This is a genomic window from Nonomuraea sp. 3N208 (assembly GCF_052245935.1).
Taxonomy (GTDB): domain Bacteria; phylum Actinomycetota; class Actinomycetes; order Streptosporangiales; family Streptosporangiaceae; genus Nonomuraea.
In genome coordinates this window covers 211974-230794 of the sequence record NZ_JBQQBR010000009.1, presented here as the reverse complement: position 1 = coordinate 230794, position 18821 = coordinate 211974, and the positions used below count along the sequence as shown (strand labels likewise).

Sequence of the window (18821 nt, the reverse complement as noted above, 5' to 3'; positions counted from 1 at the left end):
CGTACGCCAGAATCGACCCTTGTGAAGCACGGGTACACCAACAGCACAGTCGGCGACGGCGCCCTGGTCGTGAAGTGCTACCAGGGTCCTGAGGCGGCGTTCAGGCTGCGTACGGAGAGCAGATACCTGCGCCGGCTGCGCGGCCGCGTCCCGGTCCCGCGCGTTCACCAGATCACCGCGACGAGCCTGACCACCCGCTTCGTCTCCGGCGCCCACGGCCAGGACCTCCTGGACGAGGGCCGCGCGGTGGAGGTGCTCACGGAGTGCGGCCGGATCCTGGGCGGCATTCATCGGCTGGGCATCGTGCACGGCGACTTCGGCCCGCAGAACATGTTGTTCGACCCGGCCACGTTCGAGACGACCGCCATCCTGGACTGGGAGTGGGCCCACCCCGGGCGGCCGGTCGAGGACCTCGCGTGGTGCGAGTGGATCATCCGCAGCCACCATCCCGAGCACGTGCCGCTGCTCCCGCACTTCTTCGCCGCCTACGACGGGCCCGTTCCCGGATGGCCGGAGCGGCAGGCGGCCATGGTGGCCCGCTGCCGTGACCTGCTCGACTTCTGCGCCCGGTGGGAGCCGGGCGGGGATGGCGAGAAGCTCTGGCACCGCCGCCTCGACACCACGGCCTCCTGGACCGAATGACGATCAATCCCGGGTGGCGTGCATCTCCTGCTCGAACTCCCACTCGCCGCCCTCGACCGCGACCCACCCCCGCCACACGAACGACGTGTCCGTGACATCGGAGAACGCCCACCGCGCCCGCGTCCCGTCCTGCGCCGTCCCTTCCTGGATCATCCCGTCCCCGTCCGGGCGCCCGATCTGGCTGACGTAGTTGCGGTGGTACGGGTCCTGCCAGGTGACGTGCCACACCTTCGCCGTACGGTCGTAACAGCGGACGGTGGTCCCCCGCGGCCCTTCCTCCGGCGTGTAAAGCACGTCCTGGATCGCGAGCCCGCCGAGCACCCAGCCGAAGCACCACCGCTCCCGCACGGTCCGCCATGCACCGTCCGCCGCGCGATAACGGTTGTGCACACTCCAGTCGCCGACGAGGCGCCCGTACAACATGAGCTCGTCGACGTGCTCCGGGTGGGGCCCGCCGGCGCCGAGGATGTCCAACATCGAGGTCATGGACGACCACTCCTTGTCACTGATGGTCCGACCCGCCCAGCGTGACAACCGAGCCCCTCGAAAAGCTTGAACTTCCTTGCGCCCCCGGCCCGATGCTCACGCTCAACGCGCTGCAGGATGCTGCGGGCTGCCTTTGACGGTTCTGTCGGTGGCGTTTGCTTGACTCGGGGCATGGCTCAGCATGCGATCCTTGTTCTCGGCGCGACCGGCTCCACCGGCCGTCGGGTGGCCAGCCTGCTGCGTGCCTCCGGGCACGCCGTACGGGCGGCGTCCAGGAGCGGCGAGACCACCTTCGACTGGTCCGAGCCGGGCACCTGGGAGCCCGCGGTGGCAGGCGCTTCCGCCGTCTATCTCATGGCACCAGACGGCATCCCGGTCGATCCACGGTTCGTGTCGCTGGCCGTCGAGCGGGGCGTCCGGCGCATCGTGCTGCTGTCCAGCACGGCCATCGAGACCATGGGCGACGAGCGCCTGATGTCCGCCGAGCGCACCGTGCGCGGCTCGGGCGCCGAGTGGACGATCCTGCGGCCGAGCTGGTTCGACCAGAACTTCGACGAGGGCTTCTTCCAGTCCGCGATCATCACGGGCGAGGTAGTGGTGCCGCTGAGGGACGTGCGGCAGGCGTTCGTGGACGCCGGAGACATCGCGGCCGTCGCCGCCGCGGCCCTCACAGAGGACGGCCACGCGGAGCGGACCTACGAGGTCACCGGCCCCGGCTCGCTGACGTTCGGGGAGGCCGTGGAGATCATCGCCCGGGCGGCCGGCCGCGAGGTCCGCTACCGGGGAGGCGACGAGGACTACCTGACGGCGATGGGCTTCTCGGAGCAGGCGATGGCCGAGGTCAAGGCATTCGCCGCACTCCGCGATCTCGGCGACCAGCCGGTCTCGGAGGCAGTGTCCCAGGTGACGGGCCGTCCGCCCAAACCCTTCGAGACCTACGCCACGGAAGCCGCCGCCCAGGGTGCCTGGCGCCCTTGAAGCTCAACCGGCCTGCAGTTCCTTGATCAGGCTCCTCGCCGCGTCGATCAGCCCCACCTCCCGCGCGGAAAGCGACCGGTCCGCGGCCCGCCTGACCTTGGCCTGCTCCAACCCATCGCCATAGTCCATCGCGCCGCCGAGCTCGCCAAGCAACGCGACGAGCATCTCGCGCGCCGGCACCACGAACTCGCTGTCCTCGTCCACCGCGACCTGCGCGATGATCACCGCCGACATCGCGCAGTCCACCCCGGGCCGCCCTTCCCTACTGTTGCACCAGTCGATCACGAAGGGCCCGCCCGGCGTCAGCATGACGTTGTCCGGATGCAAATCCATGTGCAGCACCCGATCCCGTGGATCACCCGACACCTGGGCCGGGATCGTGTGCAACTGCCGGAGCAGCCGGGCCGTGACCCGCCCCGCCTCTTCAGGTGCGATCTTTCCGTCGATCAGCGCCCGTAACATCGTCGGCCCCGACAGCCGCCGCATCACCAGATCGGTGGCACGCCCTTCGCCCACGCCGGGATAGACATCGGGCACCGGGAATCCGTGGCGCGCCACGTGCGCCATGACGGCCGCCTCCCGCCGCGCGTCCACCGATTCGCGGTAACGGCGCAGCACCCGGTCACCGTCAATGGCGTACACGTGCGCGCTGCGCCCCGACCCCAGCAGCTCACCGATCTCCATGCGCCCCAACCTACCGACCGGCCGACCTACCCCTTGATGCAGATGAGCTGCCGCAGGTGGGCCACGACCTCCACCAGGTCGATCTGAGCGGCCATCACGGACTCTAGATCCTTGTACGCGCCCGGGATCTCGTCGATCACCCCGGAGTCCTTGCGGCACTCCACGCCCAGCGTCTGCTGCTCCAGGTCCTTGACCGTGAACGTCTTCTTGGCCTTGGTCCTGCTCATCTTCCGCCCCGCCCCGTGCGAGGCAGAGTTGAACGCCAGACTGTTGCCCAGGCCCTTGACGATGTAGGTGCCGGTGGCCATCGAGCCCGGGATGATGCCCAGCTCACCGGAGCCGGCCCGGATGGCGCCCTTCCTGGTGACAAGGACGTCCATGCCGTCGTACCGCTCCTCCGCCACGTAGTTGTGGTGGCAGGAGATCGGCTGCTCGAACGTGATGTTCGGCAGGTGCCGACGCAGCACGTCGCACACGAGCCCCATCATCAGCGAACGGTTGCGCCGCGCGTAGTCCTGAGCCCAGAACAGATCGCGCCGGTAGGCGTCCATCTGCGGCGTGTGCGCGATGAACACCGCCAGATCGCGATCCACCAGCCCCTGATTGTGCGACAACCCGTGCGCGACATCGATGTGGTGCTCTGCCAGCTCCTTGCCGATGTTGCGCGACCCGGAGTGCAACACCACCCAGACCACACCCTCGTCGTCGGCGCACACCTCCAGGAAGTGGTTACCGCCACCGAGCGTGCCCATCTGCACCTTGGCCCGCTCCTGCAGCCTGCGCACGGTAGGCGCCAGCTGGTCGAAGTCCTTCCAGAACTCCGCCCACCCGGCCGTCTTCATCCCAGAGACCTTCTCGGGATCGACCGGCCGCTTGTGGTGGTGGAACCCGACCGGCACCGCCTGCTCCAGCTTCCCCCGCAGGTAGGCCAGGTTGTCCGGCAGCTGCGAAACCTTGTAGGACGTCTTGACGGCCGTCATCCCGCAGCCGATGTCCACGCCCACCGCGGCCGGCGACACGGCGTCCCGCATGGCGATGACCGACCCCACCGTCGCGCCCTTGCCGTGGTGCACGTCGGGCATGACGGCGACCCCGTGCACCCACGGCAGGTTCGCCACATTACGCAGCTGCTGCATCGCCTGCGGATCGACCGTCTCCGGCTCGGCCCACATCCTGATGGGATGCCGGGTCCCGGTCACCTCGTGGTACGTCATTTCGTGTCGCCTCCTTCCCGGACGCCGAACTCGAACGTGATCTATCTGGCCAGAGGTCTCATACCCAGCGCAACCGAATAGCGCGAGTTGTCGACCCCCGCCAAGCAGTGAGGCCCGGCAGTGAATTCTTCATGATCCACAGTGAAGATCTCCCGAGATGGTAGAAATAGGCCGAAAGTGTGTCCTGATGGTAGGGGCGATGGATGATCCGGGTTCTGCTCGCCGAGGACATGCACATGGTCCGAGGGGCACTGGTCGCACTGCTCGAGCTCGAACCCGACATCAAGGTCGTCGCGGAGGCGGCGACGGGCGACGAGATCGTGCCCATGGCGCTGGAGCATGCGCCGGACGTGGCGGTGATCGACGTCGAGCTGCCCAACGTCGACGGGCTCACCGCCACGGCCGAGCTGCGCAGGCGGTTGCCGCGATGCCGGGTGCTGATCGTGACGAGCTTCGGCCGCCCGGGAAGCGTCCGGAAGGCCTTCGCCGCCCAGGCCTCCGGATTCGTGGTCAAGGACGCCCCGCCGGATCAGCTTGCCGATGCGATCAGGAGGGTCGCGGCAGGTGAGCGGGTGATCGATCCCCAGCTCGCCGTGGCCGCGCTGGAGGTGGTCGAGAGCCCGCTCAAGCCGCGTGAGCTGGAGGTGCTCCGGAGGTTCTCTGACGGCGAGGACGTGGAGCAGATCGCCGAGGCGCTGTTCCTGTCCGTGGGCACCGTACGCAACTACCTCACTGGGATCGTTGCCAAGCTGCACGCCCGCAACCGGCTGCACGCTGTCCGGATCGCCCAGGACGCCGGTTGGCTCTGAGCCCGGCCCGCCTGCTCGCCGGCTTCATCTGCGTGATGTGCCTGCTACGGGTGAGCTTCCACCTCGGCGAGGCCTCGGCCGGGCCGTTGACCGTGGCGAGCATCATCGGGGTCGCCACGCTCCAGCTGCCCATCTCGCTGCCGGGCCGGCGGCGCCTGTCCGCCGTGCTCTTCCCGGTGCAGGCGGTACTGAACTACCTGCCCTTGCTGGCCGAGGCCGACAGCTGGCGGGCGGGCGGCTCGGGCTTCGTCGCCGCCTCGGCCCTCCTCGTGGTGCACGGTCCCTCCGCCTGGCTGATCTTCGGGCTGATCGCGGTCGCCGAGGGCGCCATAGCGTCCGCGCTGGTCCTCGCTCCCGTGTACGTCTATTACGCAGTCGTCGCCCCCCTCACTGTCGGCCTGATGTTGTACGGCCTCAGCCGGCTCGCCGACCTGCTGGACCGGGTCCAGCGGGAGCGGTCCGAGCTGGCCGCCAGGGCGGGCGAGGTCGAACGGCTACGGCTGTGGGGGCACGTACACCGCCTGGTCGTGAGCAGCGTGTCCGCCGTCGAACGGCTGGCGCGGCGCGCTCGGCGCCAGGGCGACACGGAGGCGGTGCAAACAGCGATCTCCCGGGCTGTCGCCGTCGCGCGGGAGGCGCTGGAGCAGGTACGGTCCCTGCCGCCCGCCGGAGCGGCGATCCCGGTCCCGCCTCGCGATGACGACACGCGGATCCTCCGACTGGCCACGCCGATCCTCGTCGTCACGCACGTCCTGTTCATCGGGCAGTCGCTGTTCAACTTCGCCGCCGACGAGACGCTCGATCCCGGTTCTGGGGACGTCGGCTACCTGGCCCTGCTGCCCGTGACCTTCGGCCTGCAGTTCTGGCACCTGGCCGCCCTGCGCACGCGTACCCGGCCCAAGGGCCTGGCCTGGACCTTGACCGCTCAGGCGCTCACCATCTACGCACCGCTGGTGCAAGGCGAAGCGTCCGGGCTCCTCGTGTCGGGGTTCTTCGCCGGTGTCGTCCTGCTCTACGTACGGGCGCCGCTGTCGTGGCCGCTGTGCGTGGCGATCTGCGGCCTCCCCGCCGTCGAGGCCTGGCACGCCTGGGGCCCGATCGCTTCCGCCTACCGATCCTTCAGTACCCTGTCCACCGCCCTGGCGGTCTACGGCCTGACCCGGCTGGTCGCTCTCGTCACCGAGCTCAAGCAGACCCGGGCCGAGCTCGTCGAGGTGGCGGCCCTGCGCGAACGGCTGAAGGTGGGCAGGGACGTACACGACCTGCTCGGCCGCGGGCTCACCACGATCGTCCTGCACGGGGAGCTCACGCTGCGGCTGCTGGAGGCGGACCCGAGCCGGGCGATGGGGCAACTCGAGCGGGTGACGCAGGCGGCGCGGGCCGCGCTCGCCGACACCGCCCGGCTGAGCACACCGGACCGGCGCCTGTCGCTCGCCGCCGAGGTCGACTCCGCCAAGGCCGTACTGGAATCAGCGGGAGCGGCCGTACGGATCGACGCCGCGACCGTGCCCGGGCCGGTGGAGCCCGTGCTCGCGGTGGTGCTGCGCGAGGCGGTCACCAACGTGCTGAGGCACAGCACGCCGGGCGAGTGCCTGATCGAGATCGCCGTCGAGGACGGCCGCGTACGGCTGCGCGTGGCCAACGACGGAGCCGCCCCCGCCTCCGACGAGCCCGGCACGGGGCTGCGGAGCCTGCGTGCCCGCCTGGCCGCCGTCGGCGGCGAGCTCACCACCGCCCGGACCGGCGACCGCTTCGAGCTCCTCGCCCGCACGCCAGTCGATCATGAGGATCTCACGCCCACGAGGTGAATCCGGCGACTGTGCCTGGGAGCGCCCGGTGTCTCAGAGTTAGTTCGCCACATTGACACGAAAGATCAACCGGGGACCATGAATCGTCGACAGTTCCTCGCGTCCGCCGCGCTCTCCGGCCTCGCCTCAGCCTGCGGCTCCGGCGCCGCAGGCGCCCGCGCCCCGCGCGATCCGGCCGCCTTCCGCACCGAGCTGCGCGTGCCGCCGCTGCTCGAGCCCGAGGTGGACAAGGACGGGACGCGGAGATACGTACTGACGATGCAGCGGGGCCGCAGCGAGATCCTGGCCGGAAAGCCGGTCGAGACCTGGGGGTTCAACGGCCCGCACCTAGGGCCGACGATCCGGGCGGCACGCGGCGACAGGGTCCAGATGACGGTCACCAACCGGCTGGACGAGGCGAGCACCGTGCACTGGCACGGAATACGGCTGCCCGCGAAGATGGACGGCGGGCCGCACCAGATGATCGAACCGGGCGCCACGTGGAGTCCGCACTGGACCATCGACCAGCCCGCCGCCACGTCCTGGTATCACCCGCACCCACATGGCAAGACCGCCACGCAGGTCTACCGCGGCCTCGCCGGCATGTTCATCATCGATGACCGGACCACAGCGGAGCTCCCCGCCACGTACGGGATCGACGACGTCCCCCTCATCCTGCAGGACAAGAGCCTCGCCGAGGACGGCTCGCCGACGGGCGACCCGTTGAAAGGCACTTTCGGCATCCTGGGCGACCACATCCTGGTGAACGGCACATACGCCCCTTTCGTCAACGTCCGCACCGAGCGGGTGCGCTTTCGGGTCCTCAACGGATCGAATGCCCGGATGTACCACCTCACGTTCGCCGACGGCCGCGCGTTCCACGTTGTCGGCAACGACGCCGGCCTGCTGCCGGCGCCGGTCCAGGTCGACCAGGTCTCCCTCACACCGGGCGAGCGCGTGGAGGTCGTCGTGACCTTCGCGGCGGGCGAGCAGGTGCTCCTGCGCACGGTCTCGGGGTCCGACGACATCGACGAGGGAGACTTCGACCTTCTGAAGATCGTCGCGGCGCCGCGGCTCGCCGCCTCCCCTCACCTGCCGGCCCGCCTGACCACCCCAACTCCGATCGTGGTCCCCCTGAACGCCAAGGTCCGCCGGTTCCGGCTCAACGGCCACGACGCCATCAATGGCAAGGAAATGGACCTGTCGCGAATCGACGAGGTGATCCCCGCCGGTGCCACGGAAATCTGGGAGATCGAGAACACCGTCTACGCCCACAACTTCCACATCCACGAGGTGGCGTTCCAGGTGCTCGCCGTGGACGGGGAGAAACCTCCCGCGTACGCGAGCGGCCACAAGGACACCGTCTACGTGCCGCCGAAGAGCACGGTACGGCTCGCCGTCCAGTTCGGCCGGTTCACCGATCCGGCGACGCCGTACATGTACCACTGCCACATCCTGCGGCACGAGGACTCCGGCATGATGGGGCAGTTCGTGGTCGTGGAGCCGGGCACTGAGAGCCAGGTGCCCCGCACGATAACCGCACACCACATGTAGCGCCGCCGGCGGCACGGAGCGAGACCTCGGCACGCTCACGGGGGCTGCAACCGGCACCGCCGGCTGCAGGTCAGTTGCCGTATTGCCGGGTCTCGGCCCGCTCCACCAGCAGCACGTGAGCGGGCTCGTCCGCAACCGGCCGGTGCCGCAGTCCCTTGGGCACGACGAAGACGTCGCCCGCCACCATAGTGACCGGGTCGCGACCCTCGATCTCGATCCGGAACGTGCCGTCCCAGCACAGGAACAGCTCGTCCTCGTCGTGATCGTGCCAGGGGAACTCGCCGTGCAGCTGGGCCAGTCGCACCACTGCGTCGTTCGCCCGAGCCAGCTCCCGCTGCTGGAAGGGGCCCGGGAGCGTGCCGATGACCTGCGGGATCGACGCGGCGGCAGGCTGTTCGATCTTCATGACGTCCTCCTCGAAAGTCCAGGACTCCATCGAACCGTCCACCACGGGCCCTTTCCCAGAGCCAATCCTCCCGAATTGGACTGTTTATCGGACCAATTGCCGCCGAGCGGCACGGTGCACTTTCACCGTCGCCGGGCCAGGACGAACCCAACACGCCTTAGGAATCATGGCGACAAGAGCCATTGTCGATGGTAGGCAAGGGATATAGTCTGCCGCGTGTGGTGGAACGAGACGACTACGCGGCCATCCGCGATCGGATCATCAGGCTCTCCCACCTCCATGGCTTGCGCTGCGACTGGGCGGAAACAACGAAGCGGCAGCGATTCCTCTTGCTATGGGATGCCGAGGGCCGCGTGGCGGCCCGCGCGATCGTCCCGCTGTACCCTCGGGAGACCCCTCAACAGGTGGACTCCCTCGAACAAGGGCTCGCGCACCTGTTCGGCGACAACTGGCTAGAGGACTGACGACCTGGTTGGAGAGACCGATGACCGCCGCAGACCGCGTCGACGTCCACGTCACCATGGCAGGCAACCTCTGGCTGGCCCAGGTGGACGGCGTGGCCGGCGGCATGTCGGCACGTACGCTGAAGGAACTCCAGGGGGACGTCGCCGCGGGGCTGCCGTTCCTGTTCGCCGACCGCGCCCAGCCGCCGACGCCCGTCTACCACTACGCGCTGCCCGGCCTGTCCGAGCAGGACCTGGACGACTTCGCCGCACTCCAGCGCCAGGCCGCCGCCATCGCCGAGGACTACACGCGCACGCTCAAGAAGCGGGTCAAGCACATGCATGAGCTGGGCCTGTCGGACGGGGACATCGGCGAGTTGCTCGGCCTCACCAAGCAACGCATCCAGCAGATCCGCACCAACGCCAACGACGAAGCCCGCCAGACCGGGTAGTCACCGGTCCGGCGGGCCGTCTACGACCGGTTCGTCACGGCTTGTCGTCGGTCCAGCCGGCCTCCAGCACGGCGGTGGAGGCGAACACCTCCCCGGGCTCGAAACCCGCCTGCAAGCCGCCGGGCTTCACAACGACGTTCTCGTTGGCGAGGGCCCGGCCGGTCGACTCGTCGAAGATCAGCCGGTTCTCCAGGACGGCGCCGCCCTTGACCCGCTCCTCGATCGAGACGGCGGTGCCCTGGCGGTCTTCGGCGTCGGTGACGTTCTCGGCGACCTTGACGGTGTCGAGCTCGGCCAGCATACGGAACGCCGCACCCCGTACCCGCGGCGTCACCGGCATGTCCGTGATCAGGCCCGCACTGACCTTGAACAGCCAGACGTCGGACGCCATCGGCGTGCTCGAGGACTCCGTGTCATGCCCGTCATACGAACGCAGCAGCCACTTCTTGAGGTCGTCCGGGTCGCTCGGCAGCCCGCGCAGATCCTTCATCGTCACGTTCCGGCCCAGCCAGAACACCTTGTCCCCGTCCACCAGCGGGCTGTGACTGGTCCGCACTTTGCCCGGCTCCGTCTCGGCCACCAGGGCCAGCGAACCGCGCTTGCCCGGCATCGCCACCTCGACCTTCGCCGGAGACCCGGCCGCTTCCCACGCCTTTCTGTCCTCCTCAGTGGCCGGCCGCGCGCCGAGCGACTGACTGCGGCTCCACTGCTCGCCACCGGTGGCGCTGGGCGTCCACATCTCGTCCCGGCTCTGCGTCACCATGTCGTAGCCGCCCTTCGCCACGGTGAGCAGCGTCCGGCTCACCGACGCGGTGTGCCAGTAGGCGCCGGTGCCTTCGGGCTGCCGGTCGGCGTTCGCGGCGGCGGCCAGCAGCACGTCCCGCGCCGACAACGTGACCCGCGGCGCGGCAGTGCCGTCCGGATTCGCCGCCGTCGTGCCGCTGCCGTCCGGCGTGTCCGTGGCGGTGGCGGCTCCGTTTCCGCCGTCGGGGGCGCGCGGGGTCGGCACCGTCCCGTTCCCCGCCATGACCACGGCCACCGCCGCCGCGGCCGCCACCGCCCCTGCCAGCCCGAGTCCCCACACCGGCCGCACGACCTTGCGCCGCCGTCGCGCCTGCCTCGGCCCGGACATGGCGTAGGCAAGCTCGGCGGCCCTGGTGCGCTCGTCCACCGGCCGGTCGCCGAGGTGAGCGGGCCGCACGGCCCGAAGCTCGTCGATCGGGTTCATGACCACTCCTCGCTGTAGTTCCGGACGTGCGGCAGTGACGGCCGCGCCACCTGACCGCGGCCCCGTACGTGGACAGGCGCTTGGCCCTCGATGTCCTCCATCGCCTGCTTGAGCCGCTTGCGAGCCCGATGGAGGCGGACCCGGAACGCCGCGGACGAGCACCCGATCACCTGGGCGGCCTCCTTCGGCGACAGCCCGTGCCACGCGACCAGCACGAGGATCTCCCGATCGTCCTCGGGCAACGCGGCCAGCGCCCGCAGCACCCCGATCCGCTCGGTCACCTGCTCGGCCACGTCGCCCTCGGTCCAGGCCCGCAACTCCGCGGCCAGCGCATCCCTGCGTGCCTCGGCCCGTACGTTGTCGCGCAGGACGTTCCTCGCCACGCCGAGCAGCCACGGCAGAGCCGGCTCGGGCACGTCGTCGAGCCGCCGCCAGGCGATCGCGAACGTCTCGCTCACCACCTCGTCCGCGACCTGCCGCCCCGCGCGACTGACCACGTAGGCCCACACACGTTGTCGGCATTGGTCGTACATGCCGGTGAACCGGTCCGCATCATCCGCCACCGCCCAGCCCCTTCGTTCGGCTGCGTTCTTCTGACACCAGGAAGTGGTCTGAGCCCCCTCGTTGTTACGCCACTTCTCCGTTCATCGAGCGCCAGGGACGACCACGGGATCGCCGGCATCGGCGAGGGCGGGCAAGCCGACCAGCAGAACATTCCCTCTGCGCCGTGCGGTGCTGACCAGGTCCGGCTGGAAACCCTCCATCGAGAACAGGGCCAGGACCGCCGACCCAGTGTCATGCCCGTGCTCGGCCAGCAACTCTTTGAGCCGATCGAGACGGTCGAGATCAGCCGCACTCCGCCGGGTCGCCGTTGCCTTCGCCTCTCCGATGAGCCGGATCTCCGCCCTTCCCGCCCGCTTGTCCAGTGCCACGACGTCGATCTCGTTCTTGGCCTGTCCCTTCCGGTCGTTGACGACGGTTCCCGTCACAACGCTGGTGTGTCCTCGCAGAGCCGGGTCTGCCTGTCCACGGAGCCACGCTCTGGCACAGCTCTCGAAGTGAGGTCCCAGAACGCGAGCGACGAATGTAGGTCGCGACCGCCGCCATGCCTCCGTAGACTGTCCCGTCTCCACGAGGTCGCGCTGCGGCACAGTGATCAGATTGTGGAACCGCACGATTGGATCAGCCACCGTGATCACTGACCGCCTTTCCCACAGCGGATCGGTGTCGTACGACAGGTACCCCGCGCTCACCAGAGCTTCAATGGGCCGGGTCAACGACGAGCGCGGCTGCTCCAGCAATCCGCCGATCTTCGCCGGACTGGTGGCGCCGTTCGCGACCGCATTGATGATCGCGTAGTGCAATGTGCTTCCCGTGAACTTGGGATCCTCCCGCAGCAGGTACTCCGCTTCGCTACCGGAGAAGAGCGCCTGCCGGGGATCCAGCACGGTGGCAGGGGCCCAGTCGTCCAACTCGTCGGTCGACTGGGGAGGGTCCACGTTGGCGAGATTGCGATAGCCCGGGGCTCCGCCGAGGATGGCATGCACCCGCAGAGCGGCCGCTGGGTCGCCGATCCCCCAGTGTCGTGCCGTGGTGGCCAGGTCGAACGGGTGGAGACAAAGATCAATCGCCGCCCGCCCACGGAGCGCCTTCGTACCGGAAAGCAGGTTGTTCATCACCGACATGGCCGAGCCACAGACGATCACTCGTCCACCCGTCACACCCTGTCCGGACTGAGACTGGTCGTACAACAACTGGAGCAGACCAGGCAGTTCCGGGGAATGTGCCATCCAGTAAGGCAACTCGTCGATGACGAACACTCCTCCGCGGCGGCGCGCCGTCAACTCGATCGCGGTGGACAGGAGAGATTCCCAGCTCGCGTCTGCTATCAACTCTGGGCCGATACCCGCATAGCCTGCTATCTCCGCGGCCAATCGGCGCCGCGCCGCGCAGTGTCGAACAGCTACCGACCGAAATTTCCCACCAGAGCCTCCACCCGGTCCCGCTTGGAGTACAGCTCCCAGAAGCTCTCCGCGAAAACGTCCGGATGGATGACCTCCGGCTCGAATCCGAGCGGCTCCTGGGACGACGCGATGGCCTGGTGCGGCACGCTTCCCTCGATCAGCGCACCGACGTTGACCGCCCCGACATAGACGCCCTTGTCGGCAAGGACGGCGTTGAGCGTGTGGAAGTAGTTGCGCAGCGCGGCCTGAGCCATGCCCACGTTCCCGAGGAACGGGACCGGGTGGATGCCGGACTGTCCCGCCGTGAAGAGGATGCCGCCGTCGCCGCGCTCGACCATGTCGGGAAGCACCTGCCGCACCAGGGTGATCGCGGAGAGCAGGAAGCGGTCCAGGATGAGCTGCGTGTTCTCGACGTCGACGTCGAGGGTCGACACGATCCCATCCCCTAGATCCCCGCCGCCGGGGCTGAACTCCGCGACGTCGATCCGCCCATATCTCTCCTTGATCGCCGACACAACGTTCGCGATCTGGTCGCGGTCGTAGACGTCGGCGGTGAAACCGGCCGCCTCGATGCCGTCGCGGGCGAGCTCGGCGACGAGGTGGTCGAGGTTCTTCCTGGTACGGGCGGCGAGCGCGACGCGGAAGCCCTCGCGCCCGAAGCGGCGGGCGACGGACAGCCCCAGGACGGGACCGGCGCCGAAGACGGCGATCGTTTTAGGCATGACAAGCCCTTCCTTAATCGATCCAGCAAAGTTGACGGATCTCCCAACTTTCTGCTGCTCGCAGACTAGCCATAACTTGGGACCATTCTCAAGTTCGGTACGATGTCCGCATGCCGACGCACGCCAAGCCCCTGCGCAGAGACGCACAGCGAAACCGGGACCTGTTGGTGGCGGCCGCCCGCGACCTGTTCGCCACACGGGGCCTAGACGTCGCCCTCGACGAGATCGCCCGTACGGCCGGGGTGAGCAACGGCACCCTCTACAACCACTTCCCGAGCCGCAACGACCTCATCGACACCGTCTTCGCCGACCGGGCGGCCACAGTGGTGCGGATCGCCGAGCATGCCCTGTCGATGGCTGATCCATGGGCCGGACTGGTGCACTTCCTGGAGCGGGTGTGCGAACTGCAGGCCGCCGATCGCGGCTACAACGACCTCGTCTCGCGCCGGGTCCCACAGGTCACGCCCCCACCCTTGGAGAACCTCGCACGGGGGTACGAGCTGATGCAGCGGATCGTGACGCGGGCGCGGGAGGCGGGGGTGCTGCGGGAGGACTGCACGCTGGAGGACATGGCGTTCGTGACGTGGGGGATCGCCCGTACGGTCGAGGCCACGGCCGCCGTCCGTCCCGAGGCGTGGCGGCGGCATCTGGGATTGATCCTTGACGGGTTCCGGGCGTCGGCGGCACATCCGCTGCCGGAGCCACCCATGAGGCCCGATGAGCTCGCACGCATCATGCGGGAATGTTCATGACGGCTCACGGCCGGCGGTGGAATTCGCAGGCATGCGCAGTGCCGCCACTGCCGCACCGTGCAGCCCTTTGGGTTCCGCTGCCCTGAACGCACCGGACTTGCGTCATGCTGCTCTACACACTGCCCGAGGTCGGCTGGTCAGTAGAACAGCGTCGAATGCTGCGAGGTCTGCTTCTCGGCAATGGGGCAACGGGTGGGTGGGCGGGACGGCCTACTTGGCGTTCGCCTTCAGGTAGTCGCTGTTCATCCGGGCGATCGTCTCCAGCGGGATGCCCTTCGGGCACACGGCCGTGCATTCGCCGGTGTTCGTGCAGCCGCCGAAGCCTTCCGCGTCCATCTGGTCCACCATGGCCTTGGCGCGGGACAGGCGTTCCGGCTGGCCCTGCGGGAGCAGGCTCAGGTGGGTGATCTTGGCGGCGGTGAACAACGAGGCCGACCCGTTCGGGCAGGCGGCCACGCAGGCGCCGCAGCCGATGCAGGTGGCCGCGTCGAAGGCGGCGTCCGCATCCTCCTTGCGTACCGGGACGCTGTGGGCGTCCGGGGCCGAGCCGGCCGGGACCGAGACGAAGCCGCCGGCCTGGATGATGCGGTCGAAGGAGCTGCGGTCCACGACCAGGTCCTTGACGACCGGGAACGGGGCCGCGCGCCACGGCTCGATGGTGATCGTGGCGCCGTCCTCGAAGTGGCGCATGTGGAGCTGGCAGGTCGTCGTGGCGCGCTGCTCGCCGTGCGCCACGCCGTTGATGACCATGCCGCACATGCCGCAGATGCCCTCGCGGCAGTCGTGGTCGAAGGCGATCGGGTCGTCGCCCTCGAGGATGAGGCGCTCGTTGAGGACGTCGAGCATCTCCAGGAAGGACATGTCCGGGGACACGTCCTCCACCTTGTACGTCACCATCCGGCCCTCGTCGGAAGGGCCGCTCTGACGCCAAACGCGCAGGGTCAGGTTCACTTGTAACTCCGCTGGGTCATCTTGACGTACTCGTACTCGAGCGCTTCCTTGTGCAGCACCGGCTCGCCGGAAGGAGAGAACTCCCAGGCCGAGACGTGCGCGAAGTTCTCGTCGTCACGCAGGGCCTCGCCGTCGGCGTCCTGGGACTCGGCGCGGAAGTGACCGCCGCAGGACTCGGTGCGGATCAGGGCGTCCAGGCACATGAGCTCGGCCAGGTCGAAGAAGTCGGCGACGCGCCCGGCCCGCTCCAGCACCTGGTTGAGCTCTTCGGCGGTGCCGGAGACCTTGACGTTCTGCCAGAACTCCTCGCGCAGCTCGGGGATGCGCTCCAAGGCCTTGCGCAGCGACTCCTCGGTACGCTCCATGCCGCAGTAGTCCCACATGAGCTTGCCCAGCTCGCGGTGGAAGGAGTCGGGGGTACGGGTGCCGTTCACGGACAGGAGACGCTCGATCTTGTTCCTGACCTTGATCTCGGCTTCGGCGATGGCCTCGTCGTCCACGTCACCGAAGGGGCCGGCGGCCAGGTAGTCGCCGAGGGTGGTGGGGAGGACGAAGTAGCCGTCGGCCAGGCCCTGCATCAGCGCGGAGGCGCCGAGGCGGTTCGCGCCGTGGTCGGAGAAGTTCGCCTCGCCGATGACGAACAGGCCGGGGATCGTGGACTGCAGGTCGTAGTCCACCCACAGGCCGCCCATGGTGTAGTGCACGGCCGGGTAGATGCGCATCGGCACGTCGTACGGGTTCTCGCCGGTGATGCGCTCGTACATCTCGAAGAGGTTGCCGTACTTCTTCTCCACGGCGTCGCGGCCGAGGCGGTTGATGGCGTCCCGGAAGTCCAGGTACACGCCCAGCCCGCCGGGGCCCACCCCACGGCCCTCGTCGCAGACGTTCTTGGCGGCGCGGGAAGCGATGTCGCGGGGGACGAGGTTGCCGAAAGCGGGGTAGATCCGCTCCAGGTAGTAGTCGCGCTCGTCGTCCGGGATGTCCCCGGGGGCGCGGGTGTCGTTCTTGCGCAGCGGCACCCACACGCGGCCGTCGTTACGCAGCGACTCCGACATCAGCGTCAGCTTCGACTGGTACTCGCCCGACACCGGAATGCAGGTCGGGTGGATCTGCGTGTAGCAGGGGTTGGCGAAGTACGCCCCGCGCTCGTGCGCCCGCCAGATCGCCGTCGTGTTGCAGCCCTTGGCGTTCGTGGACAGGAAGAACACGTTGCCGTAGCCGCCGGTGGCCAGCACCACGGCGTCGGCCAGGTGGCGCTCGATCTCGCCGGTCACCATGTCACGCACGATGATGCCGCGCGCCCGCCCGTCGGCGACGATCACGTCGAGCATCTCGTGCCGCGTGTGCATGGTGACGGTCCCGGCCGCGATCTGCCGCTCCAGCGCCTGGTACGCGCCCAGCAGCAGCTGCTGGCCCGTCTGGCCGCGGGCGTAGAACGTACGCGACACCTGGGCGCCGCCGAACGAGCGGGTGTCGAGCAGGCCGCCGTACTCACGGGCGAACGGCACGCCCTGCGCGACGGCCTGGTCGATGATGTTCACCGAGACCTGGGCGAGGCGGTAGACGTTCGACTCGCGGGCGCGGAAGTCGCCGCCCTTCACGGTGTCGTAGAACAGCCGGTAGATGCTGTCGCCGTCACCGCGGTAGTTCTTGGCCGCGTTGATGCCACCCTGCGCGGCGATGGAGTGGGCGCGGCGCGGCGTGTCCTGGTAGCAGAACGACTTGACGTTGTAGCCCAGCTCGCCCAGCGTCGCCGCGGCCGAGCCGCCCGCGAGGCCGGTGCCGACCACGATCACGGTGAGCTTGCGCTTGTTGGCCGGGTTGACCAGCTTGGCGGAGAACTTCCGCTTCTCCCACCGCTCCTCGATCGGGCCGGAAGGAGCCTTGGTGTCGTGAATCTCCGGGCCTTCCGTGTAATTCACTTCACAACTCCGAACATGATCGCGAGGGGCGGGGCCAGGAAGCCGATCACCAGGACCGCGGAGACCAGCGTGGCCGAAGCCTTCAGAACCCGGTAGCGGTTGCGGTTGGCCCAGCCGAGCGTCTGCACGGCGCTCCAGATGCCGTGCCGCAGGTGCAGGCCGACCATGACGACGGCGACGAAGTAGATGAGCGTCACCCACCACCGGGACGGCTCGAAGCCGGCGACCATCCGGTCGGCCGGGGCGGAGTCGAAGCCCTTGGGGTTGACGACGCCGAAGGTCAGGTCGAGGAGGTGCCAGACCACGAAGAGCGCGATCGTCACGCCGCCCCACCGCATGATGTGCGTGGTGTAGCCGTTCGCCTGCGGCTTCTTGGCGACGTACTTGACCGGCCTGGCCTTGCCGGCCCGCCGGGCGAGGGAGATCGCGGCCCACATGTGAAGGACGACTGACGCGACGAGGACGACCTCCAAGATCGTCAGCAGCGTCCGGTAGGGCAGCAACGGCTCGAGCAGCGTGCGCAACGCGTGCGCGTAGTCGTTGAAGGAGTCCTTGCCCAAGAAGATCTTGAGGTTGCCGAGCATGTGGAGGACAAGGAAGAGCACCATCACGGCACCCGTGACGGCCATCACGGCCTTCTTGCCGTTCGACGAGCCCAGGAACCCGCCGGGCTTCCTATGCGTTGGAGTGCTCTTAGGAGCGGGAACCGGCGCGGTGGCGGCACCGCGCTCAATCGTCGCAGTCACGTTTCCACAAGCTAGATACGCAGCGATGATCCGTCCAAGTCATGGCGGGCTTGGTTTCCATAGCCGGAAGCTATGATGCTGGTATGTGCGGCCTTTTCCCGACAATCAGGTGGGCCGATGCGAGGAAAATCACATGCAGCTGCAGCAACTCGCCTCCTTCGTGGCTGTCGCGGAGACCAGGCACTTCACCCAGGCCGCCGAACGCATGCGGGTCGCCCAGCCGTCGCTGAGCAAGCAGATCAAGGCTCTGGAGAGCGACCTCGGAGCGCCTCTGTTCTCGCGGGCGCGCGGCAACGTCACGCTGACCCCGGCCGGGGAGGCCCTGCTGCCGCTCGCGCGCCGCATCCTCGCCGACGCCGACTCCGCCAGGCAGGAGGTGGCCCAGCTGGCGGGGCTCAGACGAGGCAGGGTGCGGCTCGGGGCCACGCCGTCGCTGTGCGCGGGGCTGCTGGCGGACGCGCTGGCCCGCTTCCATCGCACGTACCCGGGGATCGAGCTGCTGGTCGAGGAGGGCGGCTCGCGGGACCTGGTCAGAGCGCTGGCGCGCGGGCAGCTCGACCTGTCACTGATCATCATGCCGCTGCAGAGCGACGACCCTTCGCTGGTGACCGAGGAGATCCTGCGGGAGAACCTCGTGGTCGTCTCGCCTTCCCATGAGGCGTCCAGGCGCCCGTACATCGAGATCGAGGATCTGCGAGGGCGGCCGATGGTGATGTTCCGGCGTGGCTACGACCTGCGGGAGGCTACGCTGGCCGCGTGCCGGCAGGCCGGGTTCGAGCCGAGGTTCGCGGTGCAGGGCGGCGAGATGGACGCGGTGCTGCGGTTCGTGGAGGCGGGCCTGGGGGTGGCCGTGGTGCCCTCCATGGTGCTCGACGGGCGGCCCGGTCTTTCCGGTACGCCGCTCGCGCCGCCGGGGCTCAGCCGTACGATCGCGCTGGCCCACCGCAAGGACGTCGAGCCGACCACGGCCGCGCAGGCGTTCCGGGAGACCCTGCTTACCTTTGTGGTAGAAGCTGGACATGAAGGCACGCTTCCACAAGGGGTAGAGCTCATCGCAGAATGAGCAGCAACATCTCCGATG

The 18821-nt window shown here is 68.7% G+C and carries 20 protein-coding genes; 9 read left to right on the top strand and 11 right to left on the bottom strand.

The genetic code is table 11. From position 1 onward, the window contains the following. The first annotated feature begins 21 nt into the window (after positions 1 to 21). The gene (locus ACTWPT_RS16325) at positions 22 to 642 is read left to right on the top strand and encodes a phosphotransferase (protein WP_443178213.1); all 621 of its coding nucleotides are present in this window, start codon (positions 22 to 24) and stop codon (positions 640 to 642) included. 3 nt (positions 643 to 645) lie between these two features. On the opposite strand, the gene ACTWPT_RS16320 is transcribed toward ACTWPT_RS16325, so the two are convergent. Continuing rightward, complete coding sequence (locus tag ACTWPT_RS16320; protein WP_443178212.1) at positions 646 to 1128, bottom strand: hypothetical protein; 483 nt, start codon at positions 1126 to 1128, stop codon at positions 646 to 648. Between the two features lie 171 nt (positions 1129 to 1299). On the opposite strand from ACTWPT_RS16320, the gene ACTWPT_RS16315 reads away from it, so the two are divergent. Continuing rightward, positions 1300 to 2106: an SDR family oxidoreductase gene (locus ACTWPT_RS16315; RefSeq protein ID WP_443178211.1), complete on the top strand. Its 807-nt coding sequence runs from the start codon at positions 1300 to 1302 to the stop codon at positions 2104 to 2106. Positions 2107 to 2109: 3 nt separating this feature from the next. Here ACTWPT_RS16315 and ACTWPT_RS16310 read toward each other — a convergent pair whose 3' ends face one another. Further along, positions 2110 to 2790: a phosphotransferase gene (locus tag ACTWPT_RS16310; RefSeq protein WP_443178210.1), complete on the bottom strand. Its 681-nt coding sequence runs from the start codon at positions 2788 to 2790 to the stop codon at positions 2110 to 2112. A 26-nt stretch (positions 2791 to 2816) separates the two neighbouring features. Further along, positions 2817 to 4004 carry an RtcB family protein gene (locus ACTWPT_RS16305; protein ID WP_443178209.1) on the bottom strand — a complete coding sequence of 396 codons (1188 nt, stop codon included), beginning with the start codon at positions 4002 to 4004 and terminating at the stop codon, positions 2817 to 2819. Between the two features lie 203 nt (positions 4005 to 4207). Between ACTWPT_RS16305 and ACTWPT_RS16300 the strand changes: the two genes are divergently transcribed. From ACTWPT_RS16300 to ACTWPT_RS16290, 3 genes are all read left to right on the top strand, one after another. Further along, the gene (locus ACTWPT_RS16300) at positions 4208 to 4813 is read left to right on the top strand and encodes a response regulator transcription factor (RefSeq protein ID WP_443178208.1); all 606 of its coding nucleotides are present in this window, start codon (positions 4208 to 4210) and stop codon (positions 4811 to 4813) included. Next, on the top strand, positions 4804 to 6621 hold the full coding sequence (locus tag ACTWPT_RS16295) for a histidine kinase (RefSeq protein ID WP_443178207.1): 1818 nt from the start codon (positions 4804 to 4806) through the stop codon (positions 6619 to 6621). The genes ACTWPT_RS16300 and ACTWPT_RS16295 overlap by 10 nt, the downstream gene beginning before the upstream one ends. Before the next feature lie 78 nt (positions 6622 to 6699). Beyond that, positions 6700 to 8154 carry a multicopper oxidase family protein gene (locus ACTWPT_RS16290; protein ID WP_443178206.1) on the top strand — a complete coding sequence of 485 codons (1455 nt, stop codon included), beginning with the start codon at positions 6700 to 6702 and terminating at the stop codon, positions 8152 to 8154. A gap of 70 nt (positions 8155 to 8224) precedes the next feature. Here the strand turns inward: ACTWPT_RS16290 and ACTWPT_RS16285 are convergent, their stop codons facing one another. After that, positions 8225 to 8560, bottom strand: coding sequence for a cupin domain-containing protein (locus ACTWPT_RS16285; protein ID WP_443178205.1), 336 nt, complete (start codon positions 8558 to 8560; stop codon positions 8225 to 8227). A gap of 218 nt (positions 8561 to 8778) precedes the next feature. Between ACTWPT_RS16285 and ACTWPT_RS16280 the strand changes: the two genes are divergently transcribed. Together ACTWPT_RS16280 and ACTWPT_RS16275 are read left to right on the top strand one after the other, a co-directional pair. Beyond that, positions 8779 to 9024 carry a hypothetical protein gene (locus ACTWPT_RS16280; RefSeq protein WP_443178204.1) on the top strand — a complete coding sequence of 82 codons (246 nt, stop codon included), beginning with the start codon at positions 8779 to 8781 and terminating at the stop codon, positions 9022 to 9024. Between the two features lie 20 nt (positions 9025 to 9044). Then, the gene (locus ACTWPT_RS16275) at positions 9045 to 9455 is read left to right on the top strand and encodes a hypothetical protein (protein ID WP_443178203.1); all 411 of its coding nucleotides are present in this window, start codon (positions 9045 to 9047) and stop codon (positions 9453 to 9455) included. A 34-nt stretch (positions 9456 to 9489) separates the two neighbouring features. Here the strand turns inward: ACTWPT_RS16275 and ACTWPT_RS16270 are convergent, their stop codons facing one another. The 4 genes from ACTWPT_RS16270 to ACTWPT_RS16255 all read right to left on the bottom strand — a co-directional run bounded on the left by ACTWPT_RS16270 (position 9490) and on the right by ACTWPT_RS16255 (position 13369). Next, a complete protein-coding gene (locus ACTWPT_RS16270; protein WP_443178202.1) occupies positions 9490 to 10683 on the bottom strand; it encodes a CU044_5270 family protein in 1194 nt (397 codons plus the stop codon). After that, positions 10680 to 11246, bottom strand: coding sequence for an RNA polymerase sigma factor (locus ACTWPT_RS16265; protein ID WP_443178201.1), 567 nt, complete (start codon positions 11244 to 11246; stop codon positions 10680 to 10682). The genes ACTWPT_RS16270 and ACTWPT_RS16265 overlap by 4 nt, the downstream gene beginning before the upstream one ends. A gap of 81 nt (positions 11247 to 11327) precedes the next feature. Beyond that, positions 11328 to 12503: an ATP-binding protein gene (locus ACTWPT_RS16260; RefSeq protein WP_443178200.1), complete on the bottom strand. Its 1176-nt coding sequence runs from the start codon at positions 12501 to 12503 to the stop codon at positions 11328 to 11330. Between the two features lie 143 nt (positions 12504 to 12646). Beyond that, complete coding sequence (locus ACTWPT_RS16255) at positions 12647 to 13369, bottom strand: SDR family NAD(P)-dependent oxidoreductase (protein ID WP_443178199.1); 723 nt, start codon at positions 13367 to 13369, stop codon at positions 12647 to 12649. 110 nt (positions 13370 to 13479) lie between these two features. Here ACTWPT_RS16255 and ACTWPT_RS16250 point away from each other — a divergent pair, with 110 nt between their 5' ends. Then, positions 13480 to 14121 carry a TetR/AcrR family transcriptional regulator gene (locus tag ACTWPT_RS16250; RefSeq protein WP_443178198.1) on the top strand — a complete coding sequence of 214 codons (642 nt, stop codon included), beginning with the start codon at positions 13480 to 13482 and terminating at the stop codon, positions 14119 to 14121. A 210-nt stretch (positions 14122 to 14331) separates the two neighbouring features. Here ACTWPT_RS16250 and ACTWPT_RS16245 read toward each other — a convergent pair whose 3' ends face one another. The 3 genes from ACTWPT_RS16245 to ACTWPT_RS16235 are packed head-to-tail and all read right to left on the bottom strand — an operon-like array spanning position 14332 to position 17623. Then, a complete protein-coding gene (locus ACTWPT_RS16245) occupies positions 14332 to 15072 on the bottom strand; it encodes a succinate dehydrogenase/fumarate reductase iron-sulfur subunit (RefSeq protein WP_443178197.1) in 741 nt (246 codons plus the stop codon). Further along, positions 15069 to 16994, bottom strand: a complete 1926-nt coding sequence (locus tag ACTWPT_RS16240; RefSeq protein ID WP_443178196.1) for a fumarate reductase/succinate dehydrogenase flavoprotein subunit — start codon at positions 16992 to 16994, stop codon at positions 15069 to 15071. The genes ACTWPT_RS16245 and ACTWPT_RS16240 overlap by 4 nt, the downstream gene beginning before the upstream one ends. Further along, positions 16991 to 17623 (bottom strand): succinate dehydrogenase cytochrome b subunit, encoded by a 633-nt coding sequence (locus ACTWPT_RS16235; RefSeq protein ID WP_443178295.1) that lies wholly within the window; start codon positions 17621 to 17623, stop codon positions 16991 to 16993. Before ACTWPT_RS16235 ends, ACTWPT_RS16240 begins: the two co-directional genes overlap by 4 nt. Before the next feature lie 250 nt (positions 17624 to 17873). On the opposite strand from ACTWPT_RS16235, the gene ACTWPT_RS16230 reads away from it, so the two are divergent. After that, positions 17874 to 18803 carry a LysR family transcriptional regulator gene (locus tag ACTWPT_RS16230; protein ID WP_443178195.1) on the top strand — a complete coding sequence of 310 codons (930 nt, stop codon included), beginning with the start codon at positions 17874 to 17876 and terminating at the stop codon, positions 18801 to 18803. The last annotated feature ends 18 nt before the right edge of the window (positions 18804 to 18821 follow it).

What these genes read in the sequence shown, in the direction of transcription:
- ACTWPT_RS16320 (WP_443178212.1), bottom strand. Translation starts at nt 1,128, where the DNA reads ATGACCTCGATGTTGGACATCCTCGGCGCCGGCGGGCCCCACCCGGAG.
- ACTWPT_RS16315 (WP_443178211.1), top strand. Translation starts at nt 1,300, where the DNA reads ATGGCTCAGCATGCGATCCTTGTTCTCGGCGCGACCGGCTCCACCGGC.
- ACTWPT_RS16310 (WP_443178210.1), bottom strand. Translation starts at nt 2,790, where the DNA reads ATGGAGATCGGTGAGCTGCTGGGGTCGGGGCGCAGCGCGCACGTGTAC.
- ACTWPT_RS16305 (WP_443178209.1), bottom strand. Translation starts at nt 4,004, where the DNA reads ATGACGTACCACGAGGTGACCGGGACCCGGCATCCCATCAGGATGTGG.
- ACTWPT_RS16300 (WP_443178208.1), top strand. Translation starts at nt 4,208, where the DNA reads ATGATCCGGGTTCTGCTCGCCGAGGACATGCACATGGTCCGAGGGGCA.
- ACTWPT_RS16290 (WP_443178206.1), top strand. Translation starts at nt 6,700, where the DNA reads ATGAATCGTCGACAGTTCCTCGCGTCCGCCGCGCTCTCCGGCCTCGCC.
- ACTWPT_RS16285 (WP_443178205.1), bottom strand. Translation starts at nt 8,560, where the DNA reads ATGAAGATCGAACAGCCTGCCGCCGCGTCGATCCCGCAGGTCATCGGC.
- ACTWPT_RS16275 (WP_443178203.1), top strand. Translation starts at nt 9,045, where the DNA reads ATGACCGCCGCAGACCGCGTCGACGTCCACGTCACCATGGCAGGCAAC.
- ACTWPT_RS16270 (WP_443178202.1), bottom strand. Translation starts at nt 10,683, where the DNA reads ATGAACCCGATCGACGAGCTTCGGGCCGTGCGGCCCGCTCACCTCGGC.
- ACTWPT_RS16255 (WP_443178199.1), bottom strand. Translation starts at nt 13,369, where the DNA reads ATGCCTAAAACGATCGCCGTCTTCGGCGCCGGTCCCGTCCTGGGGCTG.
- ACTWPT_RS16250 (WP_443178198.1), top strand. Translation starts at nt 13,480, where the DNA reads ATGCCGACGCACGCCAAGCCCCTGCGCAGAGACGCACAGCGAAACCGG.
- ACTWPT_RS16235 (WP_443178295.1), bottom strand. Translation starts at nt 17,623, where the DNA reads ATGGCCGTCACGGGTGCCGTGATGGTGCTCTTCCTTGTCCTCCACATG.
- ACTWPT_RS16230 (WP_443178195.1), top strand. Translation starts at nt 17,874, where the DNA reads ATGCAGCTGCAGCAACTCGCCTCCTTCGTGGCTGTCGCGGAGACCAGG.